Annotated in this window: 18 protein-coding genes and 1 pseudogene; 13 read left to right on the forward strand and 6 right to left on the reverse strand. The window is 64.7% G+C overall.

What is annotated here, in order from left to right:
• The 11 genes and pseudogenes from nifH to modD form a co-directional block, all read left to right on the forward strand.
• Positions 1-119, forward strand: a pseudogene (gene nifH, locus BRAS3843_RS42260) (nitrogenase reductase); the annotation flags it as partial.
• An 86-nt stretch (positions 120-205) separates the two neighbouring features.
• Positions 206-949, forward strand: a complete 744-nt coding sequence (locus BRAS3843_RS23170) for a nitrogen fixation protein NifQ (RefSeq protein ID WP_008971496.1) — start codon at positions 206-208, stop codon at positions 947-949.
• 11 nt (positions 950-960) lie between these two features.
• Positions 961-1,455 (forward strand): Fur family transcriptional regulator Irr, encoded by a 495-nt coding sequence (gene irr, locus BRAS3843_RS23175; RefSeq protein ID WP_008971497.1) that lies wholly within the window; start codon positions 961-963, stop codon positions 1,453-1,455.
• Between the two features lie 317 nt (positions 1,456-1,772).
• Positions 1,773-2,912 carry a homocitrate synthase gene (gene nifV, locus BRAS3843_RS23180; RefSeq protein ID WP_035982531.1) on the forward strand — a complete coding sequence of 380 codons (1,140 nt, stop codon included), beginning with the start codon at positions 1,773-1,775 and terminating at the stop codon, positions 2,910-2,912.
• A gap of 2 nt (positions 2,913-2,914) precedes the next feature.
• Positions 2,915-3,706 carry a serine O-acetyltransferase gene (gene cysE / locus BRAS3843_RS23185; protein WP_008971499.1) on the forward strand — a complete coding sequence of 264 codons (792 nt, stop codon included), beginning with the start codon at positions 2,915-2,917 and terminating at the stop codon, positions 3,704-3,706.
• Positions 3,703-4,038, forward strand: coding sequence for a nitrogenase stabilizing/protective protein NifW (gene nifW / locus BRAS3843_RS23190; RefSeq protein ID WP_008971500.1), 336 nt, complete (start codon positions 3,703-3,705; stop codon positions 4,036-4,038). Before cysE ends, nifW begins: the two co-directional genes overlap by 4 nt.
• 249 nt (positions 4,039-4,287) lie before the next feature.
• On the forward strand, positions 4,288-5,133 hold the full coding sequence (locus BRAS3843_RS23195; RefSeq protein WP_008971502.1) for an electron transfer flavoprotein subunit beta/FixA family protein: 846 nt from the start codon (positions 4,288-4,290) through the stop codon (positions 5,131-5,133).
• 22 nt (positions 5,134-5,155) lie between these two features.
• Positions 5,156-6,259 carry an electron transfer flavoprotein subunit alpha/FixB family protein gene (locus BRAS3843_RS23200; RefSeq protein WP_008971503.1) on the forward strand — a complete coding sequence of 368 codons (1,104 nt, stop codon included), beginning with the start codon at positions 5,156-5,158 and terminating at the stop codon, positions 6,257-6,259.
• A gap of 12 nt (positions 6,260-6,271) precedes the next feature.
• Positions 6,272-7,579, forward strand: a complete 1,308-nt coding sequence (locus BRAS3843_RS23205; protein ID WP_008971504.1) for an FAD-dependent monooxygenase — start codon at positions 6,272-6,274, stop codon at positions 7,577-7,579.
• 36 nt (positions 7,580-7,615) lie between these two features.
• Complete coding sequence (locus BRAS3843_RS23210) at positions 7,616-7,912, forward strand: ferredoxin family protein (RefSeq protein WP_008971505.1); 297 nt, start codon at positions 7,616-7,618, stop codon at positions 7,910-7,912.
• Positions 7,913-8,024: 112 nt separating this feature from the next.
• Positions 8,025-8,879, forward strand: coding sequence for a ModD protein (modD, locus tag BRAS3843_RS23215; protein WP_008971506.1), 855 nt, complete (start codon positions 8,025-8,027; stop codon positions 8,877-8,879).
• Between the two features lie 226 nt (positions 8,880-9,105).
• Here the strand turns inward: modD and BRAS3843_RS23220 are convergent, their stop codons facing one another.
• The 6 genes from BRAS3843_RS23220 to BRAS3843_RS23245 all read right to left on the reverse strand — a co-directional run bounded on the left by BRAS3843_RS23220 (position 9,106) and on the right by BRAS3843_RS23245 (position 17,670).
• Positions 9,106-9,735, reverse strand: a complete 630-nt coding sequence (locus BRAS3843_RS23220) for a DsbA family protein (RefSeq protein WP_008971507.1) — start codon at positions 9,733-9,735, stop codon at positions 9,106-9,108.
• 14 nt (positions 9,736-9,749) lie between these two features.
• Positions 9,750-11,819 carry a protein-disulfide reductase DsbD domain-containing protein gene (locus tag BRAS3843_RS23225; RefSeq protein ID WP_008971508.1) on the reverse strand — a complete coding sequence of 690 codons (2,070 nt, stop codon included), beginning with the start codon at positions 11,817-11,819 and terminating at the stop codon, positions 9,750-9,752.
• An 834-nt stretch (positions 11,820-12,653) separates the two neighbouring features.
• Complete coding sequence (locus tag BRAS3843_RS23230; protein WP_008971511.1) at positions 12,654-13,010, reverse strand: carboxymuconolactone decarboxylase family protein; 357 nt, start codon at positions 13,008-13,010, stop codon at positions 12,654-12,656.
• 11 nt (positions 13,011-13,021) lie between these two features.
• Positions 13,022-16,258, reverse strand: coding sequence for an efflux RND transporter permease subunit (locus BRAS3843_RS23235; RefSeq protein ID WP_008971512.1), 3,237 nt, complete (start codon positions 16,256-16,258; stop codon positions 13,022-13,024).
• Positions 16,255-17,241: an efflux RND transporter periplasmic adaptor subunit gene (locus tag BRAS3843_RS23240; protein WP_008971513.1), complete on the reverse strand. Its 987-nt coding sequence runs from the start codon at positions 17,239-17,241 to the stop codon at positions 16,255-16,257. Before BRAS3843_RS23240 ends, BRAS3843_RS23235 begins: the two co-directional genes overlap by 4 nt.
• Before the next feature lie 117 nt (positions 17,242-17,358).
• Complete coding sequence (locus tag BRAS3843_RS23245; protein WP_008971514.1) at positions 17,359-17,670, reverse strand: metalloregulator ArsR/SmtB family transcription factor; 312 nt, start codon at positions 17,668-17,670, stop codon at positions 17,359-17,361.
• A gap of 116 nt (positions 17,671-17,786) precedes the next feature.
• On the opposite strand from BRAS3843_RS23245, the gene BRAS3843_RS23250 reads away from it, so the two are divergent.
• Positions 17,787-19,073, forward strand: a complete 1,287-nt coding sequence (locus BRAS3843_RS23250) for an FAD/NAD(P)-binding oxidoreductase (RefSeq protein ID WP_008971515.1) — start codon at positions 17,787-17,789, stop codon at positions 19,071-19,073.
• Complete coding sequence (gene trxC / locus BRAS3843_RS23255) at positions 19,070-19,513, forward strand: thioredoxin TrxC (RefSeq protein ID WP_008971516.1); 444 nt, start codon at positions 19,070-19,072, stop codon at positions 19,511-19,513. Before BRAS3843_RS23250 ends, trxC begins: the two co-directional genes overlap by 4 nt.
• Positions 19,514-19,542 lie beyond the last annotated feature (29 nt).

Consider the following 19,542-nt stretch of genomic DNA (forward strand, 5'->3'; position numbering starts at 1 on the left):
TTCCGACCCCGATCACGATGGACGAGCTCGAAGACATGCTGATGGAGCACGGCATCATGAAGAGCGTCGACGAAACCCAGATCGGTAAGACTGCCGCCGAACTCGCCGCAACGGCTTAAGCAGTCTTGGTGCCGGCCTTCCACCCGTCGGAAGGCCGGCACCTCATCGGCACGACATCCGGGCGAGGGGTGTGAAGGAGGTTTCCATGGCAACATCGATGCAGGCCGCCACTCCGTTCGTCCCGTCTGCGCTGCCGCATGCGCACGATGAGACCATCACCTCAGACAATGCGCGCCGCTATGGGCGCGAGATCTACCGGCTGCTCACGGGATCGGATCCGGCCGATGCCGATATCGACAGCGACCGCAGTTTCGATCGTCATGTGATCGCCGCGATTCTTGCGGTGTCGGCCATGGAGCAGGGCCTGCTCGCCGAGCGTGTCGGCTTGTCGACGGTCGATCTGATCGCGCTACTGGCGCAACTCTTTCCTTCCGCCGCCGTCGATTCCTCCTGGTTGCCGATCACCGGCGCCGCTGCCGCGCCTGATGATGACGAGGTTGCGATGGTGCGCGATCTGCTGCTGGCGCAGCGTTCGACCGAAGGTGATGTGAGCCGTTGGCTCGCCGCCATGGTTGCGCGACGCGCGATGGAGCCCAATCATCTCTGGGAGGATCTGGGCCTGCGCGAGCGCTCCGAGCTCACCCGGCTGCTGATGCGGCATTTCGCCCCGCTCGCCAGCCGCAATACCAGAAACATGCGCTGGAAGCGCTTTTTCTACCGGATGCTCTGCGAAGACGACGGCTTTGTCATGTGTACGACGCCGATTTGCACCCAATGCAATGATTTCGATCAATGCTTCGGCGACGAAAGCGGTGAAAGTCGCATGGCGGAACGCCGCCGTCAGGTCGCGCTGCAGGAGGCGGCCGAAAGCGCCGCCGTCATAGCCTAGGGTATTTGGAGATGTTCACGGAGACGCAGCTCGGATTTTCCTGCGGCGCCGACGCGGTCGGGTGCGCCGAGCGGGACGTCTGCGCCCCGGGCGATATCTTGATGCGCCGCTGCGAGGAGGCGCTCCGCAGGGCGGGATTGCGGCCCACCCAGCAACGGCAGCAGCTCAGCCAGCTTTTGTTCGGCAACGGCGATTGTCACGTGACCGCGGATGCGCTCTATGCGGCCGCTGTTGCGGCCGGCATGAAGATCTCGCAGGCCACCGTCTACAACACGCTCAATCAGTTTACCCAGCTCGGCCTGTTGCGCCAGATCGGCATCGACGGCTCGAAATCGTTCTTCGACACCAACACCACGGTTCACCCGCATTTCTTTTATGAGGATGAGGGCGTGCTGGTCGATGTGCCGGAGACCGTGGCGTTCGATCATCTGCCTGAGCCGCTGCCCGGCTACGCCATGGAGCGGGTGGACGTCGTCATCCATCTGCGTCGCAGGCAGCACGGCTGAAATCTGCTCTTGGAGCACTGGCGCCGAGATCTCCGCGCTTGTCCGATCGACGACGTCGTCGTTTCCAGCCCCGTTGCATTCACGACCCTGTCGCGAATCCGACATTCGGCACCGATCTGAAATATCGTTTCACATCAGCTATCTAGCCTGGGCTTGGAAGGCTGGCATGGGCGTTGCTCTTTGAACCAAGCAGCCGCGCGCGTGGGCTTTGCCCGACACGCGGATGCAGGTTGCGAGGAGCTACGTGAATGCCTGACGTTCCCGGACAGCGCGGAGCAAAACCTGTCCAAGATGCCGGTTCTGCCACGACGAACCCGGTGCCGCCGGTCATCCTCAATGACACGACGTTGCGCGATGGCGAACAGGCGCCAGGTGTCGCCTTCGCCCTCAATGAGAAGCTTGCGATTGCGCGTGCCTTGGCGCGTGCGGGGGTGCCGGAGATCGAGGCCGGCACGCCGGCCATGGGGGCCGATGAGGTCGCCGCGATCCGGGCGATCGTCGAGGCCCGGCTGCCCGCAACCATCATCGGCTGGTGCCGGATGCGCGAGGCGGATGTCGACGCCGCCATCGCCGCAGGGGTATCGATGGTCAATGTGTCGATCCCGACATCGGACGTGCAGATCGGAGCCAAGCTCGGCGGTGGACGCGAGGTCGCACTGGAGCTCCTGAAGCGGGTGGTCGGCTATGCGCGCGGTCGCGGGCTGGAGGTCGCGGTTGGCGGCGAGGATTCGTCGCGCGCCGATGTCGCATTTCTCACTGACGTGATCGCGACAGCACGATCGCTCGGCGCGCGGCGGTTTCGGATCGCCGATACGCTCAGCGTGCTCGACCCCGACGCGACCTATGCCCTGGTCGCCGCGTTGCGCGCGACAACCGACCTCGAGCTTGAATTCCATGGCCACGACGATCTCGGCCTCGCTACCGCCAATACGTTGGCCGCGATCAAGGCGGGTGCGACGCATGCATCGGTGACCGTGATCGGCCTCGGTGAGCGGGCGGGCAACGCGCCGCTGGAAGAGGTTGCCGTGGCGCTGCGTCAGCTCTATGGCCGCGACACCGGTGTCGATCTGGCCGAGCTCGACAACGTCGCCAAGGTGGTCGCCGCCGCCGCGGCGCGGACCATTCCACTGAACAAGGCGATCGTCGGCGAGCACGTCTTCACGCATGAATCGGGCATCCATGTCGATGGCCTGCTGAAGGATCAGCGGACCTATCAGGCGCTCGATCCAAAACTGTTCGGCCGCGCCAATCGCATCGTGATCGGCAAGCATTCCGGGCTGTCGGCGATCACGGCGCTGCTGTCGGATCTGCGGCTGCAGGCCAGTGCAGACGAGGCACAGCGGATTCTCGCGCGCGTGCGCAAGCACGCTGTCGCCATCAAGGGACCGGTGCCGAGCGAAGCGGTGGCTGCGATCTGGCGCGAGGTCTGTGATCACCCGGTAGCGAGCCTGGTCTAGCCATGAGCGATATCAGTCACACCGACGCCGCCAAATCTGTTGTGATCGTCGAGAAGGCGCCCTCGCTGTTGCGGCTGATCCGCGAAGACATCGGCTGCGTCCGCTCCCGCGATCCGGCTGCGCGCAGCGAGCTCGAGACCTTGCTGACCTATCCCGGCATCCACGCCCTGATCTGGCATCGGCTGGCGCACCGGCTCTGGATCGGCGGCTGGCGTTTCCCGGCGCGGCTGTTGTCCTGGCTTGGGCGCTTCTTCTCCAATGTCGACATCCATCCGGGAGCGACGATCGGGCGGCGCTTCTTCATCGATCATGGCGCCTGTGTCGTGATCGGCGAGACCGCCGAGGTCGGCGATGACGTGACGCTCTATCACGGGGTGACGTTGGGCGGCACGTCGTGGTCGCCCGGCAAGCGGCATCCGACCTTGGAAGACGGCGTGATCGTCGGCGCCGGCGCCAAGATCCTGGGGCCGATCACGATCGGCCCGCGCACCCGGGTCGGCGCCAATTCCGTCGTGATCCAGGGCACGCCGCCTGATGTCACCGTGGTCGGCATCCCCGCCAAGGTGGTGCGCCCGGAGTTCACCCACCGCCGCACCGTCGGCCGTATCGACCTCGACCATCATCTGATGCCGGATCCCGTGGGCGAAGCGCTTTCGGTGATGCTGGACCGAATCGAATTTCTCGAAGCGCAACTCGCTCACGTCAAACAGCGGCTGCGCCATGGACCGCCCGCGCCGGCGCCCACCGGGGCCTGCGAGGCGGACCCCGTCTTGACGCAAGGAGCCAAGTCATGACCGCAACGCCTGATGTGCTGGAGCAGTTGAACAAGACCTCGACGGCCGAGGACTTCTTCAAGCTCCTGGAGGTCGATTACGATCCCAAGGTTTTGAACGTCTGCCGGCTGCATATCCTGCGCCGCATGGGACAATATCTCGTCAGCGAGGATTTCACCGGCGTCTCCAACGAAGATGCGGCAGCGCGTTGCAAATCATTCCTCGAACAGGCCTATCAGGACTTCGTCACCTCCACGCCGCTCGACCAGCGCGTGTTCAAGGTGCTGAAGGAGGCCGTGGCGCCGCCGAAGCCGGCACCGAAGCCGTTCGTTGCGCTCACGACCTTGAAGTAGTTTCTGAATAGACCACGGATCGACGCGAGAAGCCGCCACGCCTTGAGCGTCGGCGGCTTTGTTCTTTCTCGCCTCTGTCGCATTCCCGACGCGTGCTGCATCCGACCTGTCGGACCTCTGCAAAAAGGCTGAGCAACAAATCAGGGTCGTTCTCGAAGGTCTTGAATCAGCATCGATATTCGGCGCGATGAAAACTGGTACGACAATTGCTGTTCTCTCCCGGTAGGCCCCACGCTCGGGAGTGATCGCATGCATATCGTGGTTTGCATCAAACAGGTTCCGGACTCCGCGCAAATCCGGGTTCATCCGGTGACCAACACGATCATGCGCCAGGGCGTGCCGACCATCATCAACCCTTACGACCTGTTCGCGCTGGAAGCGGCGCTGCAGCTGCGCGATAAGTTCGGCGGCGAAGTCACGGTGCTGACCATGGGCCCGCCATCGGCCGCGGATTCCTTGCGCAAGGCGCTGACCTTCGGCGCCGACCGCGCGGTGCTGCTGACCGACCGCTTCTTCGCCGGCGCCGATACGCTGGCGACGACCTACGCGCTGGCGACCGCGATCCGCAAGATCAGCGAGACCTTCGGTGCGCCGGATATCGTCTTCACCGGCAAGCAGACCATCGACGGCGACACCGCGCAGGTCGGTCCTGGCATCGCCAAGCGGCTCGGCCTGTTGCAGCTCACTTATGTCGCCAAGATCAGCGAGGTCGATCCCGTCGCACGCACCATCGAGGCCGAGCGTCGCTCAGAGGGCGGTGTCCAGGTGCTCAAGACCAGGCTGCCATGCCTGATCACGATGCTGGAGGCCACCAACGAGATCCGTCGCGGCGCCATGGTCGATGCCTTGCGCGCGGCGCGCGCTGACATCGTGACCTGGAGCGCCAAGGACGCCGGCGTCGAGGATATCTCGAAGTGCGGGCTCAAGGGATCGCCGACCATCGTCAAGCGCGTGTTCGCGCCATCGGCGCGGGCCGAGAAAGCGGCCTTTGTCGATTTTGCCAACCGCGCGCCGGCCGAGGCCCTGATCGAGGAGATGTTCAAGCGGCAGCCGAAGCTCGAAGCCGAGCTGGTTGTTTCGGCGCGTGGCTTCTGACGGACAGACGGGAACCCAGATCATGAGCGAACCGACCAAAGCACCAGCTCCCGCAGGGCGCGCCGCGACCAAGAAAGAGCTGCCCGAGCATTTCAGGGACTACAAGCACGTCTGGGTGTTCATCGAGCAGGAGCGCGGCCAGGTGCATCCGGTGTCCTGGGAGCTGATGGGCGCCGGGCGCAAGCTCGCCGACAAGCTCAAGGTCGACCTCGCGGCCGTCGTCATCGGGCCGCCCGGCGAGGCCGTCCAGCATGCCGCGGCCGAGGCGTTCTGCTACGGCGCCGATCTCGCTTATATCGTTGCCGACGAGGTGCTGACCGACTACCGCAACGAGGCCTACACCAAGGCGCTGACCGATACCGTCAACACCTTCAAGCCCGAGATCCTGCTGCTTGGCGCCACCACCCTGGGCCGCGACCTTGCGGGCTCGGTCGCCACCACCTTGCTGACCGGCCTCACCGCGGATTGCACTGACCTCGATGTCGATGCCGACGGCTCGCTCGCGGCCACGCGTCCGACCTTCGGCGGCTCGCTGCTGTGCACGATCTACACGTTGAACTACAGGCCGCAGATGGCGACCGTGCGCCCGCGCGTGATGCCGATGCCGGAACGGGTCGAGAAGCCTGCGGGGCGCATCATCGTGCACAAGCTCGGCCTGGTGGAAGACGACATCGTCACCAAGATACTCTCCTTCATTCCCGACCGCGACTCCGCCAAGTCGAACCTCGCTTATGCCGATATCGTGGTGGCCGGCGGCCTCGGTTTGGCTTCGCCGGAAAATTTCCAGCTCGTGCGCGGGCTCGCCGCTGTGCTCGGTGCCGAATATGGCTGCTCGCGCCCGCTGGTGCAGAAGGGCTGGGTCACGTCGGATCGCCAGATCGGCCAGACCGGCAAGACCATCCGTCCCAAGCTTTACATCGCCGCTGGCATTTCCGGCGCGATCCAGCACCGGGTGGGCGTCGAAGGCGCCGATCTGATCGTCGCGATCAACACCGACAAGAACGCGCCGATCTTCGACTTCGCCCATATCGGCATCGTCACCGACGCGATCCGGCTGCTGCCGGCGCTGACGGAAGCCTTCCGGGCGCGGCTGTCGCCGCATTCCCGCGACCGCATCGCAAGCTAGAGGAGCAGGGCAATGATCGAGGAAAGGTTTGACGCGATCGTCGTCGGCGCCGGCATGGCCGGCAATGCCGCCGCGCTGACCATGGCCAAGCGCGGCATGAAGGTGCTGCAGCTGGAGCGCGGCGAGTATTCCGGCTCGAAGAACGTGCAGGGCGCCATCCTCTATGCCGACATGCTGGAGAAGCTGATTCCGGACTTCCGCGAGGAAGCCCCGCTGGAGCGGCATCTGGTCGAGCAGCGCTTCTGGATGCTCGACGATAAGTCTCATGTCGGACTGCATTACCGCTCCGACGACTTCAACGAGGAGAAGCCGAACCGCTACACCATCATCCGTGCGCAGTTCGACAAGTGGTTCTCATCCAAGGTGAAGGAAGCCGGCGCCACGGTGTTGTGCGAGACCACGGTGACGGAGTTGGCGCAGGACGCCTATGGCAAGGTGATCGGGGTGAAGACCGACCGTCGCGACGGCGAGATCCATGCCGATGTGGTCGTGCTGGCCGAGGGCGTCAATGGTCTGTTGGGGACCCGCGCGGGCCTGCGCGAGCGGCCGAAACCGGAAAACGTTGCGCTCGCGGTCAAGGAAATGCATTTCCTGCCGCGCGAGACCATCGAGGCGCGCTTCAATCTGAAGGGCGACGAGGGCGCCGTCATCGAGGCCGTCGGCACCATCTCCCGCGGCATGACCGGGATGGGCTTCATCTACTCCAACAAGGAGTGCATCTCGCTCGGCATCGGCTGTCTGGTAGCCGACTTCCAGAAGACCGGCGAAACGCCATACGGGCTGTTGGAGCGCTTCAAGCAGCATCCGTCGGTGGCGCCGCTGATCGAGGGCTCCGAGGTCAAGGAATATGCTGCGCATCTGATTCCTGAAGGCGGCTACAACGCGATCCCGCAGCTGTGCGGCGACGGCTGGGTGGTGGTCGGGGATGCCGCCCAGCTCAACAATGCTGTTCATCGCGAAGGCTCCAACCTCGCGATGACATCGGGGCGGATTGCGGCGGAAGCGATCTTTCAGGTGAAGTCGCGGCGCGATCCGATGACCAAGGAGAACCTCGCGCTCTACAAGAAGATGCTGGAGGACTCCTTCGTCATCAAGGATCTGAAGAAATACAAGGACATGCCGGCGCTTCTGCACAACCAGTCGCAGAACTTCTTCCTGACCTATCCGCAGCTCGTCTCGAAGGCGATGCAGAACTTCGTGCGCGTCGACGGCACGCCGAAGAAAGAGAAGGAAAGCAGCACGTTGCGCTCGTTCGTGAATGCCCGGTCGTGGACCGGCCTGTTCGGCGACGCCTTCCGCTTCGCGCGGGCGTGGCGATGAACCTGACGTGAGACATTTGATGAAGGGAGATCAGCCATGACCACCGAAGTCGCAGTCCGGGTCGAAGACAAGCTGTTCTACAATCGCTATCTCGTCGATGCCGGCCGGGCCCATATCAAGGTGCGTCCGCACACGACGCCCACGCCACAATTGCTGTCGCTGTTGAAGGCGTGCCCGGCGCGTTGCTACGAGCTCAACGACAAGGGCCAGGTCGAGATCACGGCCGATGGCTGCGTCGAATGCGGCACCTGCCGGGTGATCGGCGAGGCCAGCGGCGACATCGAATGGAGCTATCCGCGCGGCGGCTACGGCGTGCTGTTCAAGTTCGGCTGAAAGCCGTCGGCTTCGACGTTTCGCTTCGGAACGCACGGCGTGGCGGAAGACTGCGAGCCGTGGCAAGATACCGCAATCTGCGGGAATCGGGCGGACGGATGAAAGGTGTGGCATGCCGAGAGTTGCGTCGCGAAGCGAACTGGAGGCCTTGCTCGACGACGATGTGCCCTATGGGGACCTGACCACCGACGCGCTCGGCATTGGCGCGGTGGCAGGCGCGATGCAGTTCAGCGCACGGGATCAGATGGTCCTCGCGCTCGCGGAAGACGCCGCGGCGCTGATCGAACTCGCCGGGTGCCGGGTCGAATTGACCGCACCGAGCGGGGCGCAGCTTGACAAGGGCGCCGCCATTCTTACGGCGCGCGGACCGGCCAGTGCACTGTTGCGAAGCTGGAAGGTGGCGCAAACCCTGATCGAGATCTGGTCGGGGGTGGCAACCGATGCCCATGCGATCGTCATTGCGGCGCAAGCCGTTGCTCCCGGCATCGCTGTCGCGTGCACGCGCAAGAATGTTCCGGGCGTCAAGCGCTTTGCGGTGGCCGCGGTGCGGGCGGGCGGGGCGGCGATGCATCGGCTCGGCCTGTCCGAGACGGTCCTGGTGTTTCCCGAACATTGCGCGTTCCTCGGCACTACACCGTTGACCGACGTGGTGGCGCAGCTGCGGCGCGCCGCACCCGAGAAACGGCTGGTCATCGAGGTTGCGACGCTGGAGCAGGCCGTTGCCGGCGCCGTGGCCGGGTTCGACGTGATCCAGGCCGAGAAGTTCTCGCCCGATCAGATTGCTGCGCTGGTGGCGCGGATGAATGCGGTGGCCGCGATGGGCGCGCGTCCCATCATCGCTGCCGCAGGCGGCATCAATGCCGCCAATGCTGCTGATTACGCGAGGGCCGGCGCCGACGTCTTGGTCACCTCGGCCCCCTATGTCGCCCGTCCCCGGGACGTGCAGGTGCATATCGCGCCCGTGTGACAGGCTGCGTCACGATCGCCGTCATTCCGGGGCAGCCCGCGCGACAAAATGGCAAAGCCATTTTGCGCCGAGGGCTGAACCCGGAATCTCGAGATTCTCAGGTGCGCAATGGTGCATCATAGTGCGACGCTGCCGCATCGCCCCGGAATGACAGTCAAGCAGGCCATGTTTTCTGCTTGTAGTGCAGTCAGACTAGGCCTCGTGCGGGAGGAGGCGGCCTCTTGCGCTATTTCCCGTGTCCCGCTGCACGTGCATCGGCGATCGCCTGCTTGAACGCTTTTGCATTCGGTGCGCCGGGCACCCGGAAATGACCGATGATGAAGGCCGGCGTGCCTTGGAAGCCGAGACCGACCGCCTGTTCGTGATTGCGGGCAAGGATGGCGTCAATGGCCGAGCGATTGGCTTCGAGATCGTTCTTGGCGCGCGCGAGATCAATGCCGGCGGCCTCGAGCGTCGCGTCGACCTTCTCTTCCGACAGTTTCTCGTTCAAGGAGATCAGCGCTTCATGCGCCTCCAGGAACTTGCCCTGGTATTTCGCCGCAAGCGTGAGCCGCGCCGCATAGATCGACGGGCCGCCGAAGATCGGCCAGTCCTTGAACACCAGGCGCACGTGCCCGTCCTCGCGCACGACCTGTGCAAGCTCGGGACTGACCTTGCGGCAATAGGGACATTGGAAGTCGAAATACTCGACGATCGTGATGTCACCCTTGTCATTGCCGGCCACCGGAATGTCCGGATCGCGCAGGATGCTGGCTTGGCTCAACGGATCGGCATCATCGGCGCGGGCCTGAGACGACAGCGATGCTGCAGCCAGCACGGCGAAGGCCGCGATCCATACGGTCATTGTCTTGGTCATCGGGGATTTCTCTTCTAGTGAGCGGTGACGGGGCGGGAGGCGGTATCGATCGCGTCCAGCACGATCTCTTGGGTGAGCAGTTCGGGAAGGACGATGCCGTTCGGCGCGCCAGGTCCGAACACGACGTTGAACGGCAGCCCGTAGCGATCGAAGGATTTGAGGTAGGCGGCGATGGTGTCGTTCGGCTTGGTCCAGTCCGCCTTGACCGGAATGACATCCGAGGTGAGGCGCCGGTGGACGGCGGCGCTGTCGAGGACGAGCGTCTCGTTGACCTTGCAGGTGACGCACCAGGACGCGCCGATGTCGACGAAGACCGTGTGTCCGGTGCGGACCTGTCCCTCGATGTTGTCAGGTCGCAGTGGCTGCCATGCGATGTCCTGTCCCTTCATCTCTGTGGCAGGAGGTCGCGTCGCGGCAACCACGACCAGCGCGATGGCCGCAGTGGCCAGCGCAGCCAGGATGGCGTGCCTCAGGCGGATGCGGGATGCGGCGAGGGCCAGAACAAACGCGAGGAGGAGCGCAGCGGTGACGCCCGCCGTTGCGATGCCGCTGATCTCGGCGAGGATGATGATGAGCCACAGCGTGGTCGCGATCATCGCGGCTGCGGCCACCGCGCGAACGGCGATCATCCAGCGGCCAGGCCGCGGCAACAGTGCCGCGAGCCGCGGCACTGCCGCGAGCGCCAGATAAGGTGACGCCATGCCGAGGCCGAGACCGGCGAAGACCAGCAGGATCTGTGGTGCCTGCTGCGACAACGCAAAAGCGACTGCTGTGCCGACGAAGGGAGCCGAGCATGGCGTTGCCAGCAAGGTCATGACGAAGCCATTGAAGACGTGGCCCGCAAGCGATCGGCCATGCCCCGCCCCACCAATGCGACTCCCGAGCCACCACGGCAGACCGATCTCGAACAGGCCGAGCAGGTTGGCCGCGAAGGCGACCAGCACCACGCTCATCGCGATCAGAAATGCAGGTTGTTGGAATTGCAGGCCCCAGCCGATCTGCGCGCCCGCGGCCTTGAGCGTTGATAGCGTCACGGCAAGCGCCGCGAAGGAAGCCAGAATACCGGCGGCCGTTGCCAGGAGGGCCGCCCGGAGCGGAGGGGCGTCCGTCGTGCGGTGGTCGATCAGCGAGACCACCTTGAGCGACAGCACCGGGAATACGCAGGGCATCAGGTTGAGAATGAAGCCGCCAAGCAGAGCAATCCCGAGAATGACCCAGATCGAACTCGTCGCAGCGGCGGTCTTGGAGACGGATGGGGATAAAGCGACGGCCGCCTGCGGGAGCGCGGCTTCGAGCGCACGGTCGCCATCGACCAGCGTGACCCGAAGCGGTCGCTGCAGGCCGGCCTGATCGAGACCGTTGACCGGAATTGAGATGAGTGCATCGCCGTCAGCGCGGTGCTCCAATTGTGGCCGGCCGGCCGCAACCGCGAGGTCGCCATCGACAAATACGTCGGGGGCAGTGAATCTTGGCTGCGCATGCGCTTCGATCACCAGATGCGGCTTGGGCTGTCGCTCTAGCCGCAGCGATTGGATGGAGAGCGTCTGCGACGAGTCGCGCGGGACCTTCTGGCGCCAGTCATCGATTTGCGCCTGCGCCGCGTTCTGATGTGATCCTGGCGCGATCTCCGCCTCAAGCTGCGCCTCGTTCTGGGTGCAGATGACGGAGCAGACGTAAAGGACCGCCTTCAGCGACAGATGCGCCGGCGTCGAAGCATCCTTGAGGCGGACGTGCAGCGGAAACAGCACATGGTTTTCATAGCCATAGGTATCAATATCCGCCTCGGTGAAGCGGCGGGGTGCCGGCCACTCGACCGTTACGTCGGCCACGTTCTGCGAGCCCGACCAGTCGAACTCGGGCGGGGCCCCGGCATCGCCTGCGGAGCGCCAATAGGTGTGCCATTCCGGCCCGAGCCTGACGTCGAGTCCAAGCCAGGCGGCTGACCCAGCGTCGTCGGCATCGCCAACAAGCAGTCGGGTCGAAACATCGGCCTTGGGATGAAAGCCGGCTGTCTGCGCCGCGGCAGGCGCGAGCGCCAAAGCTGCGGCCAGCAGCGCGACAACGGCCGTGAGCCGAACGAACATGAAACTCTCCCTCGCAGAAGGCCAATCGCAGCCGGAGGCTTCACGGCGCGACGAGCCTCCGGATTCCCTGCTCGGCACGGAGCGTTTCCGCCCCGGACCGGCCAGGTGCGCTGCGATTGCCGATAGATGTTCGATTTCTCCGGCCGCCGCGTTACGCTGCGACAAAGAGAACAAACACATTTGGCAGAGCGGACGCCTGCATTCGTCTCATCCCGTCGCAAAACGGGGCATGAGCGGTCCGCTCGCGCTGTTACGCGAGGCGACGGGGAGGGCGGTAGGGCGAGGAAGCATCGCATTGTGGCGGCAGACGCAAATGAGCAGTTCGCCAATGCAACGCATGAACGACTGGAGTCGGCGCCGCGGCGCCGGGATCATTCGACGGCAGTCCGTTGACGCTGAATGCTGCGAGCGGGCAGGTGTTGATGGCTCCTGGCAACACAGCCTTCTGGCAGGGCTTTGGAACGCTCTGATGCGGCCCGGACCACGCGGCCGCAGACACTCTGGTCGCGGCAACAGCGGGAGAGGCGGCTACGCTGCTGGCGATCGAAACCGTCGCCAGGACAAGCACCATCACCGCCGCGGTAATGCGGCGGGCAAAGGCTACTATCCTGCTCGGGTCAGATGCCATCCTAGGCTCTTGCATGAACGATCGAGCCTTGGCTCATAAGCCGCCGACAGGCAATTCAAATATCCGCTAGCAGATATCTTGACCTGCTCATCCGTCATTCCGGGCTCCCTCGCTGCGCTCGGGCCCCGGAATGAACAGGACGTGAAGCGAAAGACCGGCTCTCCTTTGGCGACCACGCCGATCGAGATTTTGCCCGCAGTTCGATCTCAGGCAGCTTTCGCCCTGCGCTCGAATTCCTCGAACGCGCCGATCGCCTCGGCCGCGTACATCAGCGCGGGACCGCCGCCCATATAAATGGCCATGCCGAGGGTCTCCTCGAACTCCTGACGCGTCGCGCCAAGCCGGACCAGGGTCTCGGTATGAAAGCCGATGCAGCCGTCGCAACGGACGGCGACGCCGATCGCGAGCGCGATCAGCTCCTTGGTCTTCTTGTCCAGCGCGCCGTCGCGGGTGGCCGCCTGCGCCAGCGCAGAGAAGCCCTGCATGACGTCTGGGATGTCCTTGCGCAGCGTCTTGAGATTGCCGAAGAGATCCCTGCAGAGTTCGGTAAATTTGCTGTCCACGATGTCCTCTCCTATTTTGGTTTGGCGACGGATTGGCGCGGCCCGCGGAGCGCGATGTAGATCGCGGGGATCACGAGCACGGTCAGAAGCGTCGATGAGGCCAGGCCGAACAGGAGCGAGATCGCGAGCCCCTGGAAGATCGGATCGAGCAGGATGGTGGCCGCACCGATCATCGCAGCGAGCGCAGTCAGCAGGATCGGCTTGAAGCGCACCGCGCCGGCCTCGAGCACGACGTCGCGCAAGCTCTTGCCCTCGCCGCCGCTGTGGCGGATGAAGTCGACCAGAAGGATCGAGTTGCGCACGATGATGCCGGCGAGCGCGATGAAGCCGATCATCGAGGTTGCGGTGAACGGCGCACCCAGCAGCCAATGGCCGAGCAGGATGCCGATCAAAGTGAGCGGGATCGGCGTCAGGATCACCAGCGGCAGGCGGAAGCTGCCGAATTGCGCCACGACCAGCACGTAGATGCCGAGGATCGCCGCGCCGAACGCAGCCCCCATGTCGCGGAACGTCACGTAGGTGATTTCCCATTCGCCGTCCCACAGCAGCGTCGGGTGCGACTCGTCCGCGGGCTGACCGTGGAAGGCGATGACCGGCTTCGGCAGCTTGCCCCAGTCATGCGCGTCGATCCGGTCGGCCACCGCCATCATGCCGTAGAGCGGCGCCTCGAAACGTCCGGCCAGCTCGGCGGTCACCATGTCGGCAAAACGGCCGTCGCGGCGGAAGATCACGGGCGAGCCCTGTTCGACGGTGGCCTTCACGACCTGGCCGAGCTCGACGACGGTCTTGCTGCCGGGCACGGTGTTCGCCGGCACCGGCGTCGACGCCGGCGCCTCGGTCCAGGTCTTGTCCCGCTTCGGCAGCTTGACTGCGATCTCGATCGGATTGCGGTCCTCGCCGCGGTGGGAGTAGCCGATCGACACGCCGCCGAACAGGGTCTGAATCGTGTCGTAGACGTCGCGCTGTTCGACCCCGAAATATTCGAGGCTGTCCTGGTCGATCGAGAGCCGCAGCCGCGGGCGCTTCTCGCCGATGGAGTCGTCGACATCGACGATGAACGGCACCTCGCTGAAGATTGTCTTCACCTCGCTTGCGACGGCGCGCCGCGTCGCTGCGTCCGGACCATAGATCTCGGCGAGCAGGGTGGCGAGCACCGGCGGTCCCGGCGGCACTTCAACGACCTTGATGCTGGTGCCCGCCGGTAGCGGCACCGCCTTGAGGCGCTGGCGCAGGTCGAGCGCGATCTCGTGGCTGCTGCGTGCGCGGTCTCCTCGCGCCGTCAGGTTGACTTGCAACTCGCCGAGCTCGGGCCGTTCGCGCAGGTAGTAGTGGCGGACCAGACCGTTGAAATTGAACGGCGCCGGCGTTCCGGCGTAGCTCTGGACGGTGGTGATCTCCGGCAGCTGACGGGCGATGTCGGCTGCGGCGAACAGCAGCCGCTCGGTGTCCTCCAGGCTCGCGCCTTCGGGCAGATCGGCGATGACGGCGATCTCCGACTTGTTGTCGAACGGCAGGAGCTTCACCGTGACCGACTTGGTCGCAAACAAGGTCATCGACAACAGCGTCGCGATGCCGACCCCGAGCAGGAAGATCCACGCCGAGCGCCTGCTTGCGACGATCGGGCGCGCCACGCGGCGGTAAAGCCGGCCGAGCCTGCCTTCGTCATGCGTAGCGGGCACGGCCGCGCCGCCTTCGTCGGCCTTGTCGGACTCCTTTTTCGGCGCCAGCCGCAGCATCAGCCACGGCGCGACCACCATCGCGACGAAGAACGAGAACAGCATGGCGGCCGAGGCGTTCGCCGGAATCGGCGCCATATACGGGCCCATCAGGCCCGACACGAACAGCATCGGCAGCAAGGCCGCGACCACGGTGAGCGTTGCCACGACGGTGGGATTGCCGACCTCGGCGACCGCTTCGATCGTGGCCTGCAGGCGCGGGCGGCCGTCGCGCATCCCCCAGTGTCGCGCGATGTTCTCGACCACCACGATCGCATCGTCGACCAGGATGCCGATCGAGAAGATCAGGGCGAACAGGCTGACCCGGTTGATCGTGTAGCCCATCAGGTTGGCGGCGAATAAGGTCAGCAGGATCGTGGTCGGGATCACGACGAGGGTCACGACCGCCTCGCGCCAGCCGATTGCAATCGCGATCAGGACCACGATCGAGAGCGTCGCAAGCCCGAGATGGAACAGGAGCTCGTTGGCCTTCTCGTTGGCGGTTTCGCCATAGTCCCGGGTGACCGTGACCGTGACATCATCCGGGATCAGTCGCCCTTTGAGACCTTCCAGCCGCTGGGCGATGTCATGCGACACGATCACGGCGTTGGCGCCGGCACGTTTGGCGATCGCCACGCTGACCGCCGGCACGCGATTCCAGGCGCCATTGTCGTGGCGCGCATCGTTCCAGACCCGATGTTCGGCGAGGCCAGGTCCGATCACGACGGTCGCGACATCGCGGACGTAGACCGGGCGGCCGTCGCGGGTGGTGATCAGGAGCAGGCCGATATCCGGAATTCCCGCAAGCGTCTGCCCCGCCGCGACATTGCGGACGATGCCGCCGTCTCTGACGTCGCCGGCCAGGAAGGAGCGGTTGGCATCCTTCACCTTGGCGACGAGCTGCTGCAACGTGATGCCGAACAAGGAGAGCTTTTCCGGATCGGGCTCGACCCGGATCTGCTGCGCGCCGCCCCCTGAGATGTAAGTGAGGCCGACATTGTCGACCTTGGTGAGCTCGGCGCGGAGCTTGTCCGCAAGCTCATACAGATCCTTGTCGGTCCAATGGTCGGCAGCCTCCGGCTTTGGCGACAGCGTCAGCACGGTGACGGCGACATCGTTGATGCCGCGTCCCACGATCAGGGGCTCGGCGATGCCGACCGGAATGCGATCGAGATTGGCGCGGATCTTCTCATGCACGCGCAGGATCGCGTCTTCGAACTTGGTGCCGACCAGGAAGCGCGCGGTGACCATCACCCGGTCGTCTTCGGTCTGGCTGTAGACATGCTCGACGCCGTCGATCGCCTTGACGATGGTCTCGAGCGGCTTGGTGACGAGCTCGACCGCATCCGGCCCGCGCAATCCGTCCGCATTGATGCGGATGTCGACCATCGGCACGCTGATCTGCGGCTCCTCCTCGCGCGGGATCACGATGACCGCGATCAAGCCGACCACCAGAGCTGCCAGCAGGAACAGCGGCGTCAGCGGCGAGCCGATCGTCGCCTGGGTGAGCTTGCCTGATAATCCCAGCTTCACGGCAGCACCAGCTGGTCGCCCGCGCGCAGGCCGGACAGGATTTCAAGGCCGTCGGGAAGATCGGCGCTCGGCAGCTCGCGGCCGCGTTGCACCGGGACGACGACGGTCTGATCGCGTTGCCGCAACTGGACATAGTCGATCCCGAAGCGGGTGGTGACATAGCGTGCCGGGATCACGAAAGCGTTGCGCGTGCCGCCGGGGATCCAAACCCGCAACCGGTCGCCGACGAAATACTGGCCGAGGCCCGTGACGATCGCGTCCGCGACGACCCGGCCTTCCTCGATCTGCGGATAGACCAGATCGATCACGCCCCATTTGTCGCCTTGCTCGCCCAATTCGGCGCCGTCGACGCGAACCTTGTCGCCGGCCTTCAGGAACAGCGCGTGGCGCTCCGGCACGCGCAGCCGCAGCTTGAAGTTCTGCTGCGCGATGGTGACGATCGGATCGCCTTGCAGCACCACTGATCCCACCGTCACGAGCTTCTTCAGCACCCGGCCGTCGTCGGGCGCCAGCACCTGTCCTTCGGTCAGCTGCTGCTGCACAACGCCGCGCTCGGCGGTCTTCGATCGCAAATTGTTCTGTGCGACGTTGAGCGCCGTCCGCGCCTGATCCAGATTGGTGCGCGGCAGCGTCCCGCGCTCGACCAGCCCCTGGATGCGGTCGAAGTCGATCTGCGCCTGATCCGCCTGGGCCTGCAGGGCCAGGATCTGGGCATCCAGCGACTTCATCTGCAGCACCAGCTTCTCGTCGCCGACCACCGCGATGGCCTGGCCGCGCGTCACGGCGTCACCTTCCCGGACATGGAGCTGAGCCACTGTGCCGCCAATCCGCGCACGCGCCGGCACCACGCTGACGCTCTCCACCGTGGCGAACACCGCCTTCTCGTCGGCAACCTCGCGCGAGGACACCGTCAAGGTTTCCGCCCTCGCCAGCGCTGGCCAAGTCGCAATGGCGATCAAGCACAGGAGCAATAGTCTCCGCATCAGCCCGTTCCGTTTTGCTGAATTCCGCAGGATCGTCCGGCAGCCGCGAAGCTTCCGTACGCATGCCATGACAGCCGTCCTCAACCGTTGATTTGCCTCAAGGCACGATCCGCGCCTCTATGTTGCTTTCCGCCCGGATCTTGCAGACTTCGGCGCGCAATAGACCTGATAGAGCGTCTTCAGCACCTCGCGCGCCGGATCGCTTGCGATCGCGTAGTAGATCGTCTGCCCGTCGCGCCGTGCCGACACCAGCCCGTCCCTGCGCAGGAGCGCCAGATGTTGCGAGACGGTGGAATCGCGCAGATTCAGGAACGTGGCGAGATCGCCGACGGAACGCTCGCCGTCGATCAGTTGGCAGATGATCAGAAGCCGGTGACGGTTCGAGAGCGCCTTGAGGAGATCGCTCGCCTGATCCGCCGCAACTTCCATGACGTCAGCATCAATTTTCATAGTTGCGTATATACAGATATTAGAATATATAGTCAAGCAAGATCGATAAGCCACGGAGCACGTGGCGGGCGAAAAAGGGAACCAAGGAGAGCACCATGGCAGAGATTGTCGTAATCGGAGCCGGCCTGAGCGGGACGCTGATGGCCTATGAATTGCTGGCGCAGGTGAGACGTGAGGATCGCCTGACGGTCATATCCGAGGGGCCGGCCTATCATTTCGTGCCGTCGAACCCCTGGGTCGCGGTTGGCTGGCGCAAGCGCGACGAGATCGAGATCGATCTGGTCGACATCATGAAGCGCAAGGGGATCCGCCTGCTGACCCAGGGCGCCAGGCGCGTGCATGCGTCCGACAAGCGGATCGAGCTGAACGACGGTGCGATCGTGGATTATGACTATCTCGTCATTGCCACGGGACCGGAGCTCGCCTTCGACGAAATTCCAGGGCTCGGCCCGCAGGGCCATACCCAGTCGGTCTGTCATGTCGACCATGCCGCCCACGCCAAGGCTGCGTTCGACAAGCTCGCCGAGAACCCGGGCCCCGTGGTGATCGGCGCGGTGCAGGGGGCGTCCTGCTTCGGCCCGGCCTACGAGTTCCTGTTCATCCTGGAGACCGAGCTGCGTCGCCGCAAATTGCGCGACCGCGTGCCGATGACGTTCGTGACCTCGGAGCCCTATGTCGGCCATCTCGGTCTCGATGGCGTCGGCGACACCAAGGGTCTGCTCGAGAGCGAGCTGCGCGAGAAGCACGTCAAGTGGATCACCAATGCGCGCGTCACCTCGGTCGAAGCGGGACGGATGATGGTGGAGGAGCTGACCGAGGACGGTGCGTTGCGCAAGACCCATGAGCTGCCCTTTGCATATTCGATGATGCTGCCGGCCTTCCGCGGCGTTGCCGCGGTGCGCGGCATCGAGAAGCTGACCAATCCGCGCGGCTTCATCATCGTCGACAAGCATCAGCGCAATCCTGATTTCCCCAACGTGTTCGCGGTCGGGGTTTGCGTTGCCATTCCGCCGATCGGCCCGACGCCGGTCCCGGTCGGCGTGCCGAAGACCGGCTTCATGATCGAATCGATGGTCACGGCGACAGCGATGAACATCGGCGCGCTGCTGCGCGGGCGGGAGCCGGCAGCGCAGCCGACCTGGAATGCGATCTGTCTCGCCGATTTCGGCGACTCCGGCGTCGCGTTCCTGGCGCAGCCGCAGATCCCGCCGCGCAACGTCAACTGGTCGTCAAAAGGGGAATGGGTGCACTACGCCAAGGTCGCGTTCGAAAAATACTTCCTGCGCAAGATGCGGCGCGGTGCGCCGGAGCCGTTCTATGAGCGCTTCCTGCTCGACCGGCTCAACATCGCCAAGGTCAAGGAGCTCAGAACCGGGACATGAGCGACACGTTTCAGGTGGTATGCGGTCATTGCGGGCAGATCAATCGGCTGCCCGCAGCGCGCACGCCGGCAGCCGCCAAATGCGGCAAATGTCATACGCCCATCTTCGACGGCCATCCGATTGAGGTCGACGAGGCCGCGTTCCAGCGCCATCTCGCCCATAGCGACCTGCCGCTCCTGATCGACGTCTGGGCGCCGTGGTGCGGTCCCTGCCGCGCGATGGCACCGATGTTCGAGCGGGCGACGGCAGAGCTCGAGCCGCGCGTGCGGACGCTCAAGCTCAACTCCGACAATGCGCCGGACGTCTCGGCCCGTTTCGGCATTTCGGGCATCCCGACGCTACTTCTTGTGAAAGGCGGCCGGGAGCTGTCGCGCGTCTCAGGTGCGATGGATTCGCAAAGAATCGTCGCATGGACTTTGTCCGGCCTAGGCCGACTTTGATCACGCTCAAACCGAACCACAAAGGAGCA

Origin of the sequence: Bradyrhizobium sp. STM 3843, from assembly GCF_000239815.1 — a bacterium.
Lineage (GTDB): Bacteria > Pseudomonadota > Alphaproteobacteria > Rhizobiales > Xanthobacteraceae > Bradyrhizobium.